We start from the raw sequence: 20,808 nt of genomic DNA on the forward strand, positions 1-20,808 counted from the left end.
CTAGAGGCGAGTGCAGTGCAGGTCATGAATTCTGCCATAGGAGATATCCAGCAGTGGTGTCGGTGGCGCTGCCTAAGCTTGAAACATGGAGCCAACACGCGCCGTACGACCGTTCGAGGTCATCAGCGAATACACACCAAGCGGGGATCAGCCCACAGCGATCGCCGAACTGACCGCGCGGGTAAACGCGGGGGAGACCGACATCGTGTTGCTCGGTGCGACCGGTACTGGCAAGTCGGCCACTACGGCCTGGCTGATTGAAGCGGTGCAGCGCCCGACCCTCGTGCTTGCACACAACAAGACGCTTGCTGCGCAGTTGGCCACCGAGTTCCGCGAGCTCATGCCGAATAACGCGGTCGAATACTTTGTCTCCTACTACGACTACTACCAGCCGGAGGCGTATGTGCCACAGACCGATACCTTCATCGAGAAGGACTCCTCGGTCAACGCCGAGGTTGAGCGGTTGCGGCACTCCACGACCAATGCGCTGCTCAGCCGTCGGGACGTAATTGTCGTCTCGACAGTGTCCTGCATCTATGGACTCGGTTCCTCGGAGGAGTACCTCGAGGCGATGATGGCGCTCCAGGTCGGCATGACGATCAATCGCGAGACGCTGATCCGCAAGTTCGTTTCGATGCAGTACCAGCGCAATGACGTGGACTTCTCCCGTGGCAATTTTCGCGTGCGGGGCGACACGATAGAGATTATTCCGATGTATGAGGAGCTGGCGATCCGCATCGAGATGTTCGGTGACGAGGTCGAGGGTCTGTATAGCCTGCATCCGCTCACTGGCGATGTGGTGAAGAAGCTCGACGCGGTTTCGGTATTTCCCGGCTCACACTATGTCGCAGGCCAAGACCGCATGCACGCGGCAATCAAGACCATCAAGGTAGAGCTCGAAGAGCGGCTCGCACAGCTCGAGAAAGAGGGCAAACTTCTCGAGGCACAGCGGCTGCGCATGCGCACGACCTTCGATATCGAGATGATGGAGCAGATCGGGTTCTGCAGCGGAATCGAGAACTATTCTCGCCACATCGACCAGCGCCAACCTGGCGAAGCTCCGCACTGTCTGATCGACTATTTTCCCGATGACCTCCTTGTCGTCATCGATGAGTCTCATGTCACTGTGCCGCAAATCGGTGCGATGTATGAGGGGGATGCGTCGCGCAAGCGCACTCTCGTCGAACACGGCTTCCGACTCCCGAGCGCCCTCGACAACCGTCCTCTCAAGTTCAATGAGTTTCTCGATCGAGTCGGCCAGAAGGTATATCTCTCGGCGACACCGGGCAAGTATGAGATGGGGATCACCGACAGCGTGGTGCAGCAAATCATCCGCCCAACCGGGTTGATCGATCCCGAGATCGTCGTCAAGCCCTCCAAGGGCCAGATCGACGATCTGCTCGAGGAAATCCGCAAACGCACCGCGCTCAACGAACGAGTACTTGTGACCACACTCACCAAGAAGATGGCGGAGGAGCTCACCGAGTTTCTTGGTGAAGCGGGGGTTCGAGTTCGCTACCTGCATTCGGATGTCGATACCCTTCGCCGCGTCGAGCTGCTCACGGAACTGCGACAGGGCGTCTATGACGTACTGGTCGGCATCAACCTGCTGCGGGAGGGCCTCGACCTCCCGGAAGTTTCCCTCGTGGCGATCCTCGATGCTGATAAGGAGGGTTTCCTGCGCTCGTCGACTTCGCTCATCCAGACCATCGGTCGCGCAGCGCGTAACGTTTCCGGCGCGGTCCACATGTATGCCGACGTGATGACCGACTCGATGAAACTCGCGATTTCCGAGACGACACGTCGCCGGGAACTGCAGGTGGCCTACAACCTCGAGCGCGGCGTCGATCCGCAACCGCTGCGCAAAAAGATCGCCGACATCACCGAGTCACTCAATCGTGAGGGAGCCGACACTGCGCAGTTGCTTGCCGGCCGGAACGGGCGCACGCGCGCTCCGACACCCAACCTCAAGCGTCATGGCGGTCTTGCGGCCAGCGGTGCCAATGACCTCGAGTCGATCATCCGCGATCTCAACGACCAGATGCTTCAGGCCGCTGGGGAGCTAAAGTTCGAGCTCGCTGGTCGATTACGAGACGAGGTGTCCGACCTGAAGAAGGAGCTGCGGCAGATGGAGGCCGCCGGCCACATCTCCTGAGGCCGAGGTCCCGCAAGCACGACCGGTCCCTCTCCCTATTTCCTCCAGCGGTAGGGCGTTGTAGTCGAGACGGCAACCATTCCAGAGCGTTCAAGAATGGGTCGCGAATACTCGGTCGAGTCGCTGTGAATCAGCGTCTTTCCCAGTGCGATTGCTGCACGAGCCCGAGCGGCTGTCATCGCACGGTAAATCCCTCGACCGCGCCACTCGTGGCGAGTTGCACCACCCCAGATTCCGGCAAAGTCAGAATCCTTGATCGGATCGAGCCGCCCAGCAGTCACGATCTCACCACCGGTCTCACCGATCCACAGTTGCATTCCGTCCGCCACTGACAGCCTCCGCAGGATGTCGTTCGCCGTCTGGTCGGAAACGGGATCGCCGAATACCTCATCCTGCATCGCACTCATTGCACGAACATCCGCCTCCGAGGTCACCTGTCGCACCGTCACACCCTCCGGAACTGGCGCGTCACCGGCAAGAGCCATGGCATCACCGATCACGATCGATTCCGCCTCATCCGGCGTAAAACCGTACTCCGTTAGTGCCTCGGAGAGCCCCGGGGCATCATCGTGTCCGCGCGTCTTCCATTCGACCTGCTCGATGGCGGGGTCAGACCGGTAATAACCCAGAGCCTCCGGGATGAGCAGTCGGATAGCCTCTGCAGTTGCGTTGCCGAGATCACGGTAGGTGATGAACCCGCGTCCGCCGATGAAGGTCGCCAGGCGCAGCGGGCCGAGGCTGGTCACGGTCATGGCGCTCGTGGTCTCAGCGTCGGTGCGCAGCTGGGCGTCGTACGCGGCTAACAGTCGATCGCGAGTGTTCGTTTCGTTGGTTGTCATCTGAGCATTCTCCATGAACGCGTGTGCCTGCCGCACGGCGGCACAAACCGCTCCGCGCTGAGCGAATCCCGAGGTTCACTGTCGGTGGCCTGCATAGAATCTATAGAGTGTCTATTTCTCGCGTCGAGTCCGGTTCGAAGCTCTCTGTTCACGGTGCGCGAGTGCACAACCTCAAGGGCGTCGACCTCGAGATTCCGAGGGATTCGCTTGTGGTCTTCACCGGGCTTTCCGGCTCGGGCAAGTCCTCTCTTGCCTTCGACACGATCTTCGCTGAGGGGCAGCGCCGCTATGTGGAGTCGCTCTCGGCCTATGCCCGCCAATTCCTCGGGCAGGTGGATCGGCCCGATGTCGATTTCATCGACGGGCTGAGTCCCGCGGTCTCGATCGACCAGAAGTCGACGAACCGAAACCCCAGATCGACGGTCGGTACGATCACCGAGATTTACGACTACATGCGCTTGCTCTGGGCGCGCATCGGGGTGCCGCACTGCGCGATTTGCGGCGAGAAGATCGAGCGCCAGAGCGTGCAGCAGATTGCCGACCAGCTCATGACTCTCGAGACTGGGGTGCGATACCAGATTGTGAGCCCCGTAATTTCGCAGAAGAAGGGTGAGTTCGTCGATCTCTTCAAGGAGCTGGCCGCCAGCGGCTACTCGCGAGCAATCGTGGATGGCGAGCAAATCCAGCTGAGCGAGCCTCCGATCCTCAAAAAGCAGTACAAACACGATATCTCGGTGGTCGTGGATCGTCTCGTTGCTGCCGATGACATCCTCACCCGGCTCACGGACTCGCTCGAGACTGCTCTTCGGCTCACCGACGGACTGGTGAGTGTGAACTATGTCGACCAGACAGGCCCGGGGGCATGGCGCAACTTCAGCGAGAAGCTGTCCTGCCCCAACGCTCACCCGGTGCAGCTCACTGAGATCGAGCCGCGCACGTTCTCCTTCAACGCGCCATTCGGCGCCTGCCCAGAGTGCTCCGGGCTTGGCACGAAGATGTCTGTCGACTCAGAGCTGCTGCTGGGAGACCCCGCACTCAGCCTCGCCGAGGGAGTGATCCTGCCCTGGACACAGAGCGGCAAGGGCCTATTCAACTACTTCCAGCGCCTCCTCGAGGGGCTTGCGGCCGACCTCGATTTCTCGCTCAAGACACCGTGGCGGGATCTCGGGGCCGATATCCAAACCGCGATCCTCAAGGGAAATGACTTCGAGGTCACGGTCAGATGGAAGAACCGCTTCGGCCGGGAAATGAAGTATTCCACCGGCTTCGAAGGTGTGATGCCCTATATCGAACGCAAGTTCCTCGAGGCCGAGACCGACGCGGCACGCCAGCGCTACTCCGCCTATCTGCGCGAAATCAACTGCCCGGTGTGCGACGGCAAGCGACTGAGACCGGAGGTGCTCGCCGTTACCGTTGACGATCACAACATCGCGGATATCGCGGAGCTCAGCCTGCTCGACGCGTTCGACTTCATGCAGCAACTCGAACTGTCGGCCCGGGATGCCAAGATCGCCGCTCAGGTGCTGCGGGAGATCCGTCTCCGTCTCGAATTCTTGATCGAGGTTGGCCTGAGCTATCTCAATCTCGCACGGTCGGCAGGATCGCTTTCCGGCGGTGAGGCCCAGCGCATCCGGCTCGCTACCCAGATCGGCTCTGGACTCACCGGAGTGCTTTACGTGCTCGATGAACCGAGCATCGGTCTGCACCAGCGTGATAACCGTCGGCTCATCGAGACACTCGTCAAACTCAAGAACCTCGGCAACACCCTGATCGTGGTCGAGCATGACGAAGACACGATCCGCACCGCTGACTGGATCGTCGACATCGGGCCAGGGGCTGGCGAGCACGGGGGAGAGGTTGTTCACTCCGGATCCTATGAAGCTTTGCTCGCCAACACGAATTCGATGACCGGGGACTATCTCTCCGGCCGTCGGTCGATCGAAACTCCCAGCTCCCGCCGCCCGGTCGATAAGAAGCGGATGCTCACAGTCGAGGGCGCGCGCGCCAACAACCTGCGAAACGTCACGGTCGAGTTCCCGCTCGGCACCTTCACCGCTGTCACGGGGGTCAGTGGATCGGGCAAGTCCAGCCTGATCAACGACATCCTCTATAAAGTGCTCGCGAATGTGCTTAACGGTGCCAGGCAGATCCCCGGAAAGCACACGCGGGTGACCGGTCTCGACAACCTGGACAAGGTCGTGCACGTCGACCAAGCGCCGATTGGGCGCACACCCCGATCGAACCCGGCCACCTACACCGGTGTGTTCGACAAGATCCGCACCCTCTTCAGCGAGACCCAGGACGCTAAGGCCCGCGGCTATCTGCCCGGTCGTTTCAGCTTCAACGTGAAGGGCGGTCGCTGCGAGAACTGTTCGGGTGACGGAACGATCAAGATCGAGATGAACTTCCTGCCCGATGTCTACGTGGTGTGCGAGGTCTGCAACGGGGCCCGGTATAACCGGGAGACTCTTGCGGTGCATTACAAGGGGAAAAGCATTGCCGAGGTACTTGACCTGCCGATCAGCGAGGCTGCGGACTTCTTCGAAGCGATCTCATCGATCAGCCGGTTCCTGAAGACACTTGTCGATGTTGGGCTCGGCTATGTGCGGCTCGGACAGAGCGCGACGACGCTTTCCGGCGGTGAGGCGCAGCGGGTTAAGCTGGCGACAGAGCTGCAGAAACGGTCGATGGGACGCAGTATCTACGTGCTGGATGAGCCCACTACCGGTCTGCATTTCGAAGACGTGCGTAAACTTCTTCTGGTGCTCAACAGCCTCGTTGACAAAGGAAACACTGTCATCGTGATCGAACACAATCTGGATGTGATCAAGTCCGCTGACTGGCTGATCGATCTCGGTCCCGAGGGTGGTGCCGGCGGGGGGCAAGTTCTTGCGGTCGGCACTCCTGAACATCTGGCGACAGTGGCGACGAGCTTCACCGGTACCTTCCTCCGGGAGATTCTTCCCGAGGTCGTGACTCCGGTGAGGCGCAAGAAACCCGCATCCCGCGCCACAGCCCTCGCGGCTACCTAGCTGCCAACCATGTCCGAGACTGTAGCCTGGCGTCCACGGGCGGGCGAGATCCCCCAGCAACCAGGGGTCTACTGCTTCCGTGACGTCGCCCAGCGGGTGCTGTATGTCGGAAAGGCAAAAAACCTCCGCGCCCGGCTGAGCAACTACTTTGCGCCGCTGGCAAGCCTGCACGAGCGCACCCGGCGGATGGTGCTGAGTGCGGCATCCGTCGAGTGGACCGTTGTCGGCACGGAATTCGAAGCGCTCCAGCTCGAGTTCACCTGGATAAAGGAATTCGACCCACCATTCAACGTGCAGTTCCGCGACGACAAGTCCTACCCCTACCTCGCGATCACTCTCGGGGAAGATGTGCCGCGAGTGCTGGTGACCCGCAATCGTAATCTCAAGGGAGCCCGCTATTTCGGGCCGTATACGAAGGCGTGGGCGATTCGCGAAACGGTGGATCTCATGCTCAAGGCGTTCCCGATGCGCAGCTGCTCGGAATCCACCTACAAGCGTGCGGAACAGACGGGCCGACCGTGCCTGCTCGGCGACATCGGCAAGTGTGCGGCGCCCTGCGTCGGTCGGGTGACCAAGGGGGAGCACAAGTCGATCGCGCTCGACTTCGCCTCGTTCATGGCTGGCAACGACTCCAAATACGTTGGCGAAGTCTCCAAGAAGATGAAGGCGGCATCAGCGGAGCAGGACTACGAGTCGGCGGCCAAGTTCCGCGATCAACTTGGTGCACTCACGACTGCACTGTCGAAGAACACGGTGGTGCTTTCTGACGACGTGGATGCCGACATCTTTGGTATTGCGCATGACGAGCTCGCTGCAGCGGTGCAGCAGTTCACCGTGCGCGGTGGACGCATCCGGGGGGTGCGCAGCTGGGTGGTAGACAAGGAGCTCGACCTGGAATTGGACGAGCTGGTGGAGACCGTCGTGCACAACGCCTACGACGAGCTCGATCCGCCGCGGCTCGTCGTGGTGCCCAAGCTGCCAGACGACGCGGCCGAGCTCGAGACCTGGCTCACCGAATTGCGCCTCGAGCGAGGTGTGGGCAACGGCCGTGTTGTGATGCGTGTTGCCCAGCGCGGTGAGCTCGCCGCGCTGGCTCTCACCGTGGCCACGAACGCTCGTAATTCGCTCATCCTCTACAAGACGCGCAGAAGCGGTGACTTCGTGGCGCGATCGCAGGCTCTGGCTGACATTCAGGATGCCCTCGGCATGGAAGATGCACCGCTGCGTATGGAGTGTTACGACGTATCGCACCTGAGCGGAACAAACATCGTCGCGTCGATGGTCGTCTTCGAAGACGGCTTACCGCGCAAAGACCAGTACCGTCGGTTCAGCATCCCGGAGTCAACCGACGACACGGAATCGATCTACCAGACGCTCTCCCGACGGCTCGCTCATCTCGATGACGATCCGGCGGCACAGGTTGCTGCTGCACTGTCCGCGGTCCAGTCCGACTCTTCGGGTAACTCCAGCACTGTGGGTGAGACAGGCAATGTGGGCGAGCCGGATACTTCCAGCTCACCCGCGGCCCGGCCGCGTTTCGCCTATCGCCCAAGCCTGCTCATCGTCGACGGCGGCCAACCGCAGGTGGCCGCCGCTGCCCGCGCCTTGCAGGACGCGGGGATCACCGGGATAGCGCTGTGTGGGATTGCAAAACGGCTGGAGGAGATCTGGCTTCCCGGGAATGATTACCCGGTCATCCTGCCCCGCAACAGCGACGCTCTCTTCCTGATTCAACGTATCCGCGATGAGGCTCACCGGTTCGCCATTACCTACCAGCGACAGCGGCGCAAGCGCGATCTGGGGTCGGTACTCTCCGAGATTCCCGGCCTCGGTCCGGCCCGGGTGAAGGAACTGCTGCGTCACTTTGGCTCGGTCACCCAGCTTCGAGCGGCTGAGCCGACGGCCATTGCTGAGGTAAAGGGTGTTGGCACCGTGATCGCACAGACCATCTTTGAGAAACTTCGGGAGTGAGTTGGTCGGTAGGCTTGAATCTCAGACAACCGCACAGGAGTGAAGGTGTGACCACGTGATGACCGGTAACAGCTACCGCGAGGCGGACCAGCATCAGGAGGTACTCATCGTCACCGGTATGTCCGGTGCCGGGCGATCCACAGTCGGTAACGCCCTCGAGGACCTCGGCTGGTATGTCGTAGACAATTTGCCGCCTCAAATGCTGCGTCCCCTTGTCGAACTGGCCGGCAGGGCCGGAACCAACCTGCCGAAGGTGGCTGCGGTAGTGGATGTGCGCGGCGGCAAGCTTTTCGCTGACTTCGAAGAGACGGTCGAGGCACTGCGCGAGGCGACTCCCGTGCGCGTGCTCTTCCTCGAAGCGACAGACGCGGCCCTCGTCCGCCGGTTCGAACAGGTTCGGCGCCCGCATCCACTGCAGAGTGACGGCACGCTCCTCGACGGAATCGGCGCCGAACGACAGCGGATGCTCGGGCTGCGCGAGTCGAGTGACATCATCGTCGACACCTCCGACCTCAACATCCACCAACTCGCAACGAAGATCTCAGAAACTTTTTCCAGTGCCGACACACCGGGGTTGCAACTCACCGTGATGAGCTTCGGTTACAAGTACGGGCTACCAGCAGATGCCGACCTCGTAGCCGACATGCGGTTTTTGCCGAATCCGTTCTGGGTGCCTTCACTGCGCACGCTTAGCGGACTCGATGCAGAAGTAAGTGATTACGTGCTCGCCCAGGAGGGTGCAAGCGAATTCGTGGATCGATACGTGCTCGCCCTCACCCCGGTACTCGCCGGCTTCCAGCGCGAAAACAAGAGACACGCTACGATCGCCATTGGGTGCACGGGGGGGAAGCACCGGTCGGTAGCGATCGTGCAACGCCTTGCCGCTCTTCTACGTGAGCAACCCGGTGTTGCCGTCAGTATCAAACACCGCGATCTCGGCCGAGAGTAGGAACGACGAACCGCGCTGCTCATCACGCCGGTGTTCGCACCGTGCGGTCGGACCCCAGACGCGGTCTGACCGTGTGATCTAAAACAACTCAAAGTAAGGAATACGGATTGGCTCTCACCGCCGACGTTAAAGACGAACTCGCGCGCATTGATGTGAGTAAGACCACAGTGCGAGCAGCGGAATTGGCCACCATTCTTCGATTTTCCGGGGGGATCCACCTCATTTCCGGGCGTATCGCCGTCGAGTCGGAGCTCGATACTGCGCAACTCGCTCGACGTGTGCGCAGGGATCTCGCGGAACTATATGGAGTGAAAAGCGAGATCTCGGTGATCGCCGCCTCAGGTTTGCGGCGCACAAGCCACTACCTGGTGCGAGTTCTCGACGGTGGAGAGACCCTGGCACGCCAAACCGGATTACTGGACGCCCGTCGCCGGCCGATCCGCGGACTCCCGAACAAACTCACTACCGGTAGCCGTGAAGAACTCGCTGCCGTGTGGCGCGGTGCTTTTCTGGCCCACGGTACGCTCACCGATCCCGGACGTTCGGCGGCACTCGAAATCACCTGCCCGGGCAACGAGTCAGCCATGGCGCTCGTCGGCGCTGCTGGTCGCCTCACAATTGCTGCGAAGGCGCGCGAGGTGCGTGGTGTTCACCGTGTCGTCATCCGCGATGGTGAGGCGATCAGCGCGATGCTTGTGCACATGGGCGCTCATACGACTGTGCTGAATTGGGAAGAACTGCGGCAGCGGCGGGAGGTGCGCGCCACGGCCAATCGTCTGGTGAACTTCGACGACGCGAACTTGCGTCGATCCGCTCAGGCTGCGGTTGCTGCGTGCGCGAGAGTCGATCGAGCGTTGGAGATCCTCGACGGGGATGTACCGGCTCATTTGCAGTACGCCGGCGATCTGCGCCTGCGCTTCCGGGACTCAAGCCTCGACGAGCTCGGTCATCATGCGGAACCGCCGATGACAAAGGACGCGGTGGCCGGTCGCATCCGCCGCCTTCTCGCGATGGCCGATAAACGTGCCGTTGATCTCGGCATCCCGGGCACCGACGCGAATCTACCTCCGGACTACGACGACGCCTGAGAGTGCCCCAGCCGTGCCGAGTAGACTGGGAACAGGCTCGAAGCGTCGCACGAATGCCACGTCAGCGGGTCAAAAAATCTAAGGAGATCGCACTATGGCCGATTACACTCTGCCCGAACTGGGATACGACTACGGAGCACTCGCTCCGAGCATCAGCGGTACGATCATGGAACTTCACCACTCCAAGCATCATCAGGCGTATGTGACCGGGGCCAATGCGGCCGTCGCGGCTCTCGCAGCAGCTCGAGACTCTGGTGACTTGGCCAACGTCAACAAGCTCGAAAAGGATCTTGCCTTCAACCTCGGCGGACATGTCAACCACTCCATTTTCTGGACTAACCTGTCAGCGGATGGCGGCGACAAGCCCGTCGGCGAACTCGCATCGGCAATTGACGATAATTTCGGATCGTTCGACAAGTTCACTGCGCACTTCACCGCAGCAGCGCTCGGTGTACAGGGCTCCGGTTGGGCGGCGCTGGTCTGGGACTCAATCGGTGAGAAACTGCTTATCAGCCAGTTCTTCGACCAGCAGTCAAACTTTGCCGCAGGTACCGTCCCGGTGCTGATGCTCGACGTCTGGGAGCACGCGTATTACCTGGACTACAAGAACGTGCGCGCGGACTACGTCAAGGCATTCTGGAACATCGCCAACTGGGCGAATGTCCAAGAGCGTTTTAGCGTCGCTCGCGAAAAGACGAACGGCCTGCTGGTACTGTCGTAGCGACTCAGCTCGACCGAACGTCAGGGCGGTGCCGCCGGGTTCGTCCCGGCCGCACCCCTGACCTCATCCGTACTGCAGCACACCCCCAATAAAGTCGCGCTCACCGCGCCTCATCAACAGGAGTTCTCTTGACTGTGAAGATCGGAATCAACGGCTTCGGCCGAATTGGTCGCAACTACCTTCGTGCGGCTCTCGCGCAGGGTGCTGACCTCGAAGTCGTCGCTGTCAATGACCTCACCGACCCCAAATCACTCGCACATTTACTCAAGTACGACTCCGTCGCCGGCCGGCTGTCCGAAGACGTCTCCGTCGAAGGCGAATTCATCGTCGTGGGCGGCAAGCGCATCAGGGTGCTCGCCGAGCGCGACCCTGCGAATCTCGGTTGGGGTGACCTCGGGGTGGACATCGTCATCGAGTCGACCGGGCGCTTCACCAACGCACAGGACGCAGCCAAGCACATTGAAGCCGGTGCAAAAAAGGTCATCATCTCCGCGCCAGCGACCGACGACGACGGTACCTTCGTCATGGGTGTTAACGAGCACCTGTACGACGCTGCAACCCAGCACATCCTCTCCAACGCGTCCTGCACCACGAACTGTCTCGCACCGCTTGCCAAGGTTTTCATGGAGGCGTTCGGCATCGAGCGTGGCCTGATGACCACAGTTCACGCCTATACCGCCGACCAGAACCTGCAGGACGGTCCACACAGTGACCTCCGTCGAGCCCGTGCTGCAGCCCTCAACATCATTCCCACCTCGACCGGTGCCGCGAAGGCTCTTGGACTGGTCGTTCCCGAGCTCGTCGGCAAGCTCGATGGCTATGCGCTCCGCGTGCCAGTACCCACCGGTTCAATCACTGACCTCACGGTCGAGGCCAGCCGCAACGTCACCGTCGCCGAGGTCAATGCGGCGTATAAGGCGGCAGCCGAAAGCGGTCCACTCAAGGGCTTCCTCAGCTACACCGAAGACCCGATCGTCTCAAGCGATATCCAGGGCGATCCGCATTCCTGCGTCTTCGATGCCGGCCTCACCAAGGTAATCGGCAACCAGGTGAAGATCGCCGGTTGGTACGACAACGAGTGGGGCTACTCCAACCGTCTTGTCGATTTCACCAAGTACGTCGCAGACCGCCTGTAAGGCAGCCGGATGACGCTCCGCACGATCGACACTCTCGGTTCGCTTGCGGGCAGGACGGTCATCGTCCGCTGTGACCTGAACGTGCCCCTGAAGGGCGACCAGATCACGGACGATGGCCGTATCCGCGCCTCGCTTCCGACGCTCAACCGGCTCATTCACGCCGGGGCGCGGGTGGTCGTGGTGTCGCATCTCGGGCGCCCCGACGGCGCCCGGGACGCGAATTACAGCCTCGTCCCGGTGGCCCAACGGCTCAGTGAGCTTCTCGGTAAGAACGTGACCTTCGCGGTAGACACCGTCGGGCCCTCGGCAGTCGAGGCCGTGACCGACCTGCGCGACGGAGATGTCGTCGTGCTCGAGAATCTCCGCTTCAACCCGGGTGAGACCGCGAAGAATGCGGATGAGCGCCGTGAGTTCGCGAGCAAGCTCGCCGCTTTCGGCGATGCGTTCGTGTCCGACGGATTCGGCGTCGTCCATCGCAAGCAGGCGAGCGTCTACGAACTCGCCGAGCTCCTGCCGAGTGCCGCCGGAACCCTGATCGCGACCGAACTCGAGGTTCTCGACCGCCTCACCGAATCTCCGACGAGGCCCTACTCCGTGGTCCTCGGCGGCTCGAAGGTCTCGGACAAGCTCGGCGTGATCGCGCACCTGCTCCCACGGGTCGATTCACTGCTCATCGGCGGCGGTATGCTCTTCACCTTCCTGGCGGCCCAGGGCCACACGGTCGGCGCGAGCCTGCTCGAGATCGACCAGCTGGATGTCGTGCGGGGCTACCTGGCGAAGGCAAAAGAGCTCGGAGTGGCTATCGTGCTCCCGACCGATGTCGTGGTGGCCTCGAAGTTCGGCGCCGACGCGGAGCACCAGGTGCGGTCCGCCGAGGACATCGAAGGCTCTCCCTGGGGTAGATCCGGTCTCGGACTGGACATCGGACCGGAGACGGCTGACCGCTTCGCGGAGATCATCCGTGGCTCGAAAACCGTGTTCTGGAACGGTCCGATGGGTGTCTTCGAGCTCGCGCCCTTCGCCGCGGGCACCAAAACCGTCGCGCAGTCGTTGACCGAGGTCGCCGGCCTCTCGGTGGTCGGCGGAGGGGACTCCGCCGCCGCGGTGCGGGCACTCGGGTTCACCGATGACCAGTTCGGCCACATCTCCACCGGCGGTGGCGCGAGTCTCGAATTCCTGGAGGGCAAGAGCCTTCCGGGCCTTGAAGTACTGGGATGGACAGCAGCATGACCACACGTACCCCGTTCATCGCCGGCAACTGGAAGATGAACCTCGACCACTTGCAGTCCATCGCCTTCGTGCAAAAGCTTGCCTGGAGCCTCAAGGATGCCCGGCTCGACTTTGGCACAGTGGAGGTGGCGATCTTTCCGCCGTTCACCGATCTGCGCTCGGTTCAGACCTTGATTTCAGCAGACAAGCTTTCGGTGAAATTCGGTGCGCAGGATGTCTCGGCCCATGTCTCCGGCGCGTATACGGGGGAGATCTCCGGCGCGTTCCTGGCAGCACTCGATTGCAAGTACGTGATCGTCGGACACTCAGAGCGCCGAACGCTTCACAACGAAACCGATGAGATCGTGGCGGCAAAGGTCGCAGCGGCGATCACGCACGGGCTGGTGCCGGTGCTCTGCGTTGGCGAGACCGCTGCCGACCTCGAACAGCACGGTCCGAGTGCGGTTCCCGTTGCGCAGCTGCGCGCGGCGCTTGCCTCTGTCACACCCGGGGCAAATATCATCGTCGCCTACGAGCCGGTCTGGGCGATCGGCTCTGGCCAGGCGGCCACCCCCGCGCAGGCTGAGCAGGTCGCGGGCCAGTTGCGAGTCACTCTCGCCGAGATGATCGGCGATGATGCTGCATCCGCTACCAGAATCCTGTACGGCGGCTCGGTGAAGGCGTCGAACATTGCGAGCTTCATGCGCGAATCCAATGTCGACGGCGCGCTGGTCGGCGGAGCAAGCCTGGACCTCGCGGAGTTCTCCAGCATCGCGCAATTCCAAAAACACGTCGGCACCTGAGTCCGTCCCTACCCGGCGGTTTCACAGGGAACCACAACGCAAGTTATACTTAGCCGCGCCCGATAGAGAATGTCGTCGCGCCCCAGAAAGGCTGTTCGTGGAAATTCTTCAGGTTGTCCTGCAGGTCGTGCTCGGTATCACGAGCCTCCTGCTGACCCTCCTCATCCTGCTGCATCGCGGTCGCGGCGGCGGATTGTCCGACATGTTCGGCGGGGGAGTGACGAGTAATCTCGGAGCATCCGGGGTTGCCGAACGCAACCTCAACCGCATCACGCTCATTCTCGCGTTGATCTGGGTGTCATCGATCATCGTGCTCGGTCTGATCACCAAGTTCGACGTAACCGGCTAGGAGACGTACCCATGGCTTCAGGTGGCAGTGCTATTCGTGGTTCCCGCGTGGGAGCCGGCCCGATGGGCGAACAGGACCGTGGATTCCACGCCGAGCGCGTGCAGGTCTTTTACTGGTGCGCCAGGGGCCATGAGCAGAGCCCGCACTTCTTAGCCACGATCGATCCTGATGACATTCCCGAGATTCTTGACTGCCCGAACTGCGGCCATCCCGCCGGCCGCGACAAAGAAAATCCTCCGTCCGTCGTGAAGGTCGAGCCGTACAAGACCCATCTCGCCTACGTTAAAGAGCGGCGTACCGAAGAAGAAGCGGCGACGCTGCTCGACGAAGCGCTGGATCAGTTGCGTGCGCGCCGCGGTCGCCTGACTCCGCAATAGCGCATTCACCCGGCGCGCCCGGTCACGCTCCCGACACGTGTGTCCCGTGTTGTGTGGCTGTGGGTGCAGCGCCTGCTGGCTGCACGCCTGGCGTCAGTACTCCGTGGCGATGAGGTCGTGCGGAACTTCGGCAGCAGCCTCTTTATCGACGAAGAACACCGTGCGTAACCGGCCCTCAACACCCGCCACCGGAACCTCCCAAGTGCTCGCGCCGGCGAGGGCGAGCCCGAGGGCCGACGCCTTGTCCGGGCCGGAAAGTGCCAGCCAGACGCGGTCCGCGCTGTTGATCGTCGACAGGGTGAGGCTGAGCCGCTCGGGCGGGGGCTTGGGGGAGTTGCGTACGGCAATCACCGTGCCATCGGTCACCCGGATGCCAGGCGCATCCGGGAACAGAGACGCGACGTGTCCGTCCGGGCCGACCCCGAGAAAAAGGATGTCGAAACGCGGTGCGTCCAGCCCGTCGCCCGCAGCATCCGCAAGTTGCGAGGCGTAATCCACAACTGCGTCATCAAGGCTCATTCCGGAATCCGACGCGGCGCACCAGTGAATGTTCCCGGCACGGAGCTCAACATGATCGAGTAGCGCGGCGCGCGCCTGGGTATCGTTGCGCTCGGCGTCACCGCGTGGCAGCCACCGCTCGTCACTCCACCACAGCACCACACGAGACCAGTCGATGCTGTCCCGCGCGGGAGAGTCGTTGATCGCCTCGAGAACCGCACTTCCGGCAGTGCCACCGGTCAGGGCGATGTTCACGCGCGGCTGTTGGTCAAGCAGGTCCACCATCTTCGTGATGAAGCGGGCAGCAACCGAACCCGCAAGAGCCTTCTTATCAGCGTGAACGAGCACTCGCCGCGCAGTGCTCATGGCACGGGTACCGTGATGGATCCGGTCACCGTCGGCGCATCCAGCTCGGCGAGCCCGTGCTGGATCACCTCGCCGAAGAGATCGTCAGGATCGAGGCGACGCAGTTCCTCGGCCAGGCAGTCGCGCAGGTTGCGCCGGATGAGCGAGATGTCGTGCACCGGCTGGTTGGGCTGCACGAGAGTCACCGTGTTGGTGTTCGTGCGTTCGAGCTCGATCACTCCGGATGCCCGGTGCAGCCGGACCCCCTGAATCCCACTCGATCCGTGTGCGGGCGTGACAAGCTCGTGACGGGCCGGCACCTTGAGTTGCATCTGTAACCACGCGGCGAGCAGTCCGGTCGAGGGTGAATCCGGCGCCCCATGCACCTCGACGGCTGTGATGGTTTCGTAGGGTGGCTGATCGAGCACTGCGGCAAGCTGTGCCCGCCACAGCGTGAGACGCGTCCAGGAGAAGTCGGTATCTCCCGGGCTGTAGGTTCGTGAGAGATGATTCAGAAATCCACGCGGGTCACTCTGCGCCGCAGCATCGGTGATCCGGCGCTGGGCGATCCGACCAAGCGGGGATATTGAGACGACCTCCGGGGCGTCTCCCGGCCACCACGCGACAACCGGCGCGTCGGGCAGCAGCAGTCCGGTGACGAGCCCGTCTTCGTCCGAGGCGGTATCGCCATACGCCTTGAGCACGATGACCTCGCTTGCGCCGGCATCACCGCCGACCCGAATCTGCGCATCGAGCCGCGCCGTGTCCGCCTCGTGATGGCCGTCGAGGCTGGTCGAGATCACGATCACGCGCATTGGATGCTCGCGCGAGGCGTCATTCGCAGCCTCGATGGCCTCCTCCTCATGACCGAGGTTGGTTGAGATGACGAGGGTAAGCACGCGCCCAAGCGCTACTGCCCCACCCTCTTCGCGGATTTTGACGAGAGTCTTCGAGATCTGGCTCGTGGTGGTGTTGGGAAGATCGACGATCATGAATGGCTCCAGGCTGTGATGGTCACGGACGCCGCCAGACACGGCCGTCGCGGGCGAGCAGATCGTCGGCGGACTGCGGACCCCAGGTGCCCGGCGGGTATTGCTCCGGTTGCCCCTGGGTGGCCCAGTATGCTTCGATCGGGTCGAGGATTTGCCAGCTCAGCTCCACCTCCTGGTGACGGGGAAACAGCGGCGGGTCACCAAGAAGTACATCGAGGATCAGCCGCTCATAGGCCTCGGGGCTCGCTTCTGTAAAGGCGTGGCCGTAGCCGAAGTCCATTGTGACGTCACGCACCTGCACTCCGGCACCCGGCACTTTCGATCCGAAGCGAATCGTGACTCCCTCATCCGGCTGTACGCGGATGACAAGTGCGTTCTGGCCGAGTGCAGAGGTCTGGCTTTCCGCAAACAGGGATTGCGGAGCCCGTTTGAACACCACAGCGATCTCGGTGACCCGACGCCCGAGGCGCTTGCCCGCGCGCAGGTAGAACGGCACTCCCGCCCAGCGGCGAGTGCCGATATCCAGCCTGATCGCAGCGAACGTCTCGGTGAGCGACTCGGTATTCATGCCATCCTCTTCGAGGAACCCGACAACCTTCTCTCCACCCTGCCAGCCACTCGCATACTGGCCGCGGGCGGTCGAGTGGGACAGATCCTTCGGCAGCGTGACTGCCGAAAGCACCTTTTCTTTCTCGGCTCGCAGATCTTTCGCCTCGAACGACACCGGCTCTTCCATCGCAGTGAGAGCGAACAGCTGCAAGAGATGATTCTGGATGACATCGCGGGCAGCACCGATCCCGTCGTAGTATCCGGCTCGTCCGCCGACGCCGATGTCTTCGGCCATCGTGATTTGCACGTGATCGACGTAATTGGCGTTCCAGATGGGCTCGTACAGCTGATTGGCGAAGCGCAAGGCCAGGATGTTTTGCACCGTCTCCTTGCCAAGATAGTGGTCGATGCGGAACACGGAGTCCGGGGGGAACACCGACTCGACGACGTCGTTGAGCTCGCGGGCGGTCGTGAGGTCGCTGCCGAATGGCTTCTCGATCACGACACGGCGCCACGCGCCTTCCACTTCGTCCGCAAGCCCGGAGCGGCGGAGTTGTTCTGTCACCTGGGGGAACGACTTCGGGGGGATCGAGAGGTAGAACGCATGGTTGCCCATTGTTCCGCGCGTCCTGTCGAGCTCATCGAGCGTCTCTTTGAGCTCGGTGAATGCCGCGTCATCGTCGAACTCTCCCTGGATGAAGCGGATGCCTTCGGCGAGTTGCTTCCAGACGTTCTCGTCGAACGGTGTGCGGGCATACTGCTCAACGGCGTCATGGACCTCCCGCGCGAAGTCCTGGTCGGCCCAGTCCCGGCGGGCGAACCCGACGAGTGCGAACCCCGGGGGGAGCAGGCCGCGGTTAGCCAGATCGTAGACTGCCGGCATCAGTTTCTTCCGGGCGAGGTCGCCGGTAACGCCGAAGATGATCAGGGCACTTGGCCCGGCGATTCTGTTCAGACGGCGGTCAGAGGGCAACCTCAGCGGGTTGAACTCCGGCGTAATTTCCACCGGGGACATGCGGCTCCTAGCGAGTGGTTAAGGGTTGGGCGAGGCGCGGATCAGGCGATGGCGCTGAACAGCGCTGCGAGATCCTGTGCAGGGTCGGTAAGGGTGAGTGTCAACACCGGGCGACCGTGGTCGGCGAGCACGCTCGCGTCACCTGCCGCCTGTGCCTGTATGAGATAACCATAGGAAAACGGGCTGTCCGGGATCTCGAGGTCAGTCGCGGCCGTCGCCGTGATCTGCAGGAAAACGCCGGTCGCGGGTCCGCCCTTGTGATACTGGCCGGTCGAGTGGAGAAAACGAGGTCCCCAGCCGAAGGTCACTGGCCGACCGGTCTTCTCGGCGAGAAGGTCACGCAGCTTCGAGAGCTCACGGTTCGCGTGACGGTCGACGTAGGCCTGCACAGCCAGATAGTTATCGGGTCCGATGTGCACCAGAAGCGCGTCGATCGCAGCGGACACGGACTGTGCATCACCGAGAAGCCCGGCTGATCCGCGAACCTCAATACCGCCCTCGGTAAACACCGGGGCAACGGGCTCGGGACGCTTCTCGAGCAGAGCGCGAGTCGCGATCTTGGCCGACTCGACATCAGGCTGGTCGAACGGATCGATGCCGAGCAGTCGGCCTGCAACCGCGACGGCGAACTCCCACACCAGCATTTGCGCACCGAGCGTGCCACTGATCTCGATTTCGCCCGGGAGCACCTCCTGGGTTGCGCGAGCACTCTCGACCAGGCGCACGATCTGCATGTCGGGGAGGTCCTCGGTGAGCTCGGGGGAGTGCAGGTCAAGCACCACCGGCAGCAGGCCTCTGCCGTTCTTCCCGGTGGATTCGGCGATGAGCTGCTCCACCCAGTCACCGAAACCGACGATGTACGAGCCATCCGCGACAATTCCGACCTTGTCTTTCAGCGGAACAGTGCCGGCAATCGCTGCTCCGAGGATGAGGCCGGGATTGGACGCCTGGTCCACCATCAGTTGGCCGGTAACGGCGGATGCTTCGGCAAGCAGAGCACCGATATCGACGCCGGCCAGCCCCGACGGTACGAGACCGAAGGCGGTGAGGGCGGAATAGCGTCCGCCCACGTTGGGGTCGGCGTTGAAGACGCGGTACCCGGCGGCGCGAGCGGAAAGATCAAGTGGGGAGTCGGGATCGGTCACCACGACGATGCGCTCGGCCGGATCGATCCCGATGCCGTGGAAGGCCTCCTCGTAGGATTTACGCTGGCTCGCGGTCTCAAGTGTCGAGCCCGACTTCGAGGAGATGACAATCGCCGTCGTCTCGAGTCGATCGGCAAGGGCGGCGAGGATCTGGCCGGGATCCGTCGAGTCGAGAATGGTGAGTTCAACCCCGGCGGTGCGTGTGATGACCTCGGGGGCGAGTGACGAGCCACCCATGCCACCGAGGACGATGTGATTGACACCGGAGGCGTGCAGCCGGTCACGCAACGCGATGATGTCATCGATCAATGGCTCGGAGGTCACGACCGCTTCGATCCAGCCGAGACGCTGCGCTGCCCCGGCCTCAGCATCCGGTCCCCAGAGGGAGGGATCCTGGGTTGCGATTCGGGACGCGACGAGATCGCTGACCAGTTGCGGCACGATGCGGTCGACGGCTTCGGCTGCGGCACCACTCACGGTGATATCAAAACTCACTGTGACACCTCGGAGTTCGCCGACGCGAGAGCGGCGGTAACCGTGTCGAGCAGTTCATTCCACGAGACGATGAATTTCTCGACGCCCTCTTTCTCGAGCAGCGCGGTCACCTCTTCGTACGAGATTCCCATCGCGTCCAGTGCGTCGAGAACGGCATTGGCGTCGTCGTAGTTGCCGGTGACTTGGTCACCGTCGATCACACCATGGTCGAAAGTGGCCTCGAGGGTCTTCTCGGGCATGGTGTTGACGACGTTTGCGACGGCAAGTTCGGTGACATAGAGAGTGTCGGCAAGGGTGGGATCCTTGACTCCGGTAGATGCCCACAGCGGACGCTGAACGCGAGCTCCTGCAGCAAGCAGCCCCTTGGCCCGCTCGCTGTCGAAGGCCTGCGTAAAGACCTGGTAGGCGAGGCGCGCATTGGCGATGCCGGCTTTGCTCTTCAGCGCAATCGCCTCCGGTGTTCCGATGGAATCGAGGCGGTTATTGATCTCGGTGTCAACACGGGAGACGAAGAACGATGCGACCGAGCGGATGGTCGACAGGTCGTGCCCTGCGGCCCTGGCCTGTTCGAGGCCGGTGAGGTAGGCGTTGATCACTTGGCGGTGGCGTTCGAGGCTGAAAATCAGCGTCACATTGACGCTGATACCCGATCCGATCGTCTCTGTGATCGCTTCGAGGCCCTCGAGAGTCGCGGGGATCTTGATCATCGCGTTCGCACGGTTGACCTTGGCCCAGAGCTGCTTGGCCTGGGCGGATGTCGCTGCCGCATCGTGAGCAAAGCCTGGCTCTACCTCGATTGAGACGCAGCCATCCTGGCCGCCGGTCCGGTCGTAAACCGCGCGGAAAATGTCGCACGCGTTCGCGACATCCTCGGTGGTGATCTCGAAAACAGCCTCCGTGACGGTCTTGCCAGCCGCGGCCAGCTCAGCAACCTGGGCATCGTAGGCCTCACCCTTGGCAAGGGCGCTCGCGAAGATCGTCGGATTGGTGGTGACCCCCACCACATTACGATCGGCGATCAGCCCATGCAGGCCCCCGGAGGTGATCCTGTCTCGGGAGAGATCGTCAAGCCAGATGCTGGTGCCAAGAGCGGAGAGTACGGCAGTTGCGGTGTTCGCGGTCATTTTCGTTTCCCTTTTC

At 62.2% G+C, this 20,808-nt stretch carries 17 protein-coding genes; 11 read left to right on the plus strand and 6 right to left on the minus strand.

Annotated features, from left to right (window positions below; genetic code table 11):
- Positions 1-85 precede the first annotated feature (85 nt).
- Entirely contained in the window at positions 86-2,155 is a 2,070-nt protein-coding gene (gene uvrB / locus IWX88_RS08650; RefSeq protein WP_196829319.1) for an excinuclease ABC subunit UvrB, read from the plus strand.
- Positions 2,156-2,190: 35 nt separating this feature from the next.
- On the opposite strand, the gene IWX88_RS08655 is transcribed toward uvrB, so the two are convergent.
- A complete protein-coding gene (locus IWX88_RS08655) occupies positions 2,191-2,994 on the minus strand; it encodes a GNAT family N-acetyltransferase (RefSeq protein WP_196829321.1) in 804 nt (267 codons plus the stop codon).
- A gap of 107 nt (positions 2,995-3,101) precedes the next feature.
- On the opposite strand from IWX88_RS08655, the gene uvrA reads away from it, so the two are divergent.
- The 10 genes from uvrA to IWX88_RS08705 all read left to right on the plus strand — a co-directional run bounded on the left by uvrA (position 3,102) and on the right by IWX88_RS08705 (position 14,629).
- On the plus strand, positions 3,102-6,026 hold the full coding sequence (gene uvrA / locus IWX88_RS08660; protein WP_196829323.1) for an excinuclease ABC subunit UvrA: 2,925 nt from the start codon (positions 3,102-3,104) through the stop codon (positions 6,024-6,026).
- Positions 6,027-6,035: 9 nt separating this feature from the next.
- Positions 6,036-7,997, plus strand: a complete 1,962-nt coding sequence (uvrC, locus tag IWX88_RS08665) for an excinuclease ABC subunit UvrC (RefSeq protein ID WP_196829325.1) — start codon at positions 6,036-6,038, stop codon at positions 7,995-7,997.
- A 58-nt stretch (positions 7,998-8,055) separates the two neighbouring features.
- Positions 8,056-8,946: an RNase adapter RapZ gene (rapZ, locus tag IWX88_RS08670; RefSeq protein ID WP_196829327.1), complete on the plus strand. Its 891-nt coding sequence runs from the start codon at positions 8,056-8,058 to the stop codon at positions 8,944-8,946.
- A gap of 107 nt (positions 8,947-9,053) precedes the next feature.
- Entirely contained in the window at positions 9,054-10,034 is a 981-nt protein-coding gene (whiA, locus tag IWX88_RS08675; RefSeq protein ID WP_196829329.1) for a DNA-binding protein WhiA, read from the plus strand.
- A 94-nt stretch (positions 10,035-10,128) separates the two neighbouring features.
- Complete coding sequence (locus IWX88_RS08680) at positions 10,129-10,755, plus strand: superoxide dismutase (protein WP_196829331.1); 627 nt, start codon at positions 10,129-10,131, stop codon at positions 10,753-10,755.
- A 128-nt stretch (positions 10,756-10,883) separates the two neighbouring features.
- Complete coding sequence (gap, locus tag IWX88_RS08685; protein WP_196829333.1) at positions 10,884-11,891, plus strand: type I glyceraldehyde-3-phosphate dehydrogenase; 1,008 nt, start codon at positions 10,884-10,886, stop codon at positions 11,889-11,891.
- 9 nt (positions 11,892-11,900) lie between these two features.
- Positions 11,901-13,121, plus strand: a complete 1,221-nt coding sequence (gene pgk / locus IWX88_RS08690) for a phosphoglycerate kinase (protein ID WP_196829335.1) — start codon at positions 11,901-11,903, stop codon at positions 13,119-13,121.
- Positions 13,118-13,903, plus strand: coding sequence for a triose-phosphate isomerase (gene tpiA / locus IWX88_RS08695; protein WP_231369048.1), 786 nt, complete (start codon positions 13,118-13,120; stop codon positions 13,901-13,903). Before pgk ends, tpiA begins: the two co-directional genes overlap by 4 nt.
- A 97-nt stretch (positions 13,904-14,000) precedes the next feature.
- Positions 14,001-14,252: a preprotein translocase subunit SecG gene (gene secG, locus IWX88_RS08700; protein WP_196829339.1), complete on the plus strand. Its 252-nt coding sequence runs from the start codon at positions 14,001-14,003 to the stop codon at positions 14,250-14,252.
- Between the two features lie 11 nt (positions 14,253-14,263).
- The gene (locus IWX88_RS08705) at positions 14,264-14,629 is read left to right on the plus strand and encodes an RNA polymerase-binding protein RbpA (RefSeq protein WP_196829341.1); all 366 of its coding nucleotides are present in this window, start codon (positions 14,264-14,266) and stop codon (positions 14,627-14,629) included.
- Between the two features lie 93 nt (positions 14,630-14,722).
- Here the strand turns inward: IWX88_RS08705 and pgl are convergent, their stop codons facing one another.
- The 5 genes from pgl to tal are packed head-to-tail and all read right to left on the minus strand — an operon-like array spanning position 14,723 to position 20,792.
- On the minus strand, positions 14,723-15,493 hold the full coding sequence (gene pgl / locus IWX88_RS08710) for a 6-phosphogluconolactonase (protein WP_196829343.1): 771 nt from the start codon (positions 15,491-15,493) through the stop codon (positions 14,723-14,725).
- A complete protein-coding gene (locus IWX88_RS08715; RefSeq protein WP_196829345.1) occupies positions 15,490-16,464 on the minus strand; it encodes a glucose-6-phosphate dehydrogenase assembly protein OpcA in 975 nt (324 codons plus the stop codon). The genes pgl and IWX88_RS08715 overlap by 4 nt, the downstream gene beginning before the upstream one ends.
- Before the next feature lie 22 nt (positions 16,465-16,486).
- Complete coding sequence (gene zwf, locus IWX88_RS08720; RefSeq protein WP_196829347.1) at positions 16,487-18,028, minus strand: glucose-6-phosphate dehydrogenase; 1,542 nt, start codon at positions 18,026-18,028, stop codon at positions 16,487-16,489.
- Between the two features lie 41 nt (positions 18,029-18,069).
- Complete coding sequence (locus IWX88_RS08725; protein ID WP_196829349.1) at positions 18,070-19,668, minus strand: glucose-6-phosphate isomerase; 1,599 nt, start codon at positions 19,666-19,668, stop codon at positions 18,070-18,072.
- The gene (tal, locus tag IWX88_RS08730; protein ID WP_196829351.1) at positions 19,665-20,792 is read right to left on the minus strand and encodes a transaldolase; all 1,128 of its coding nucleotides are present in this window, start codon (positions 20,790-20,792) and stop codon (positions 19,665-19,667) included. Before tal ends, IWX88_RS08725 begins: the two co-directional genes overlap by 4 nt.
- Positions 20,793-20,808: the final 16 nt, after the last annotated feature.

The organism is Frigoribacterium sp. CG_9.8, from assembly GCF_015751965.1.
Taxonomy (GTDB): Bacteria; Actinomycetota; Actinomycetes; order Actinomycetales; family Microbacteriaceae; genus Lacisediminihabitans.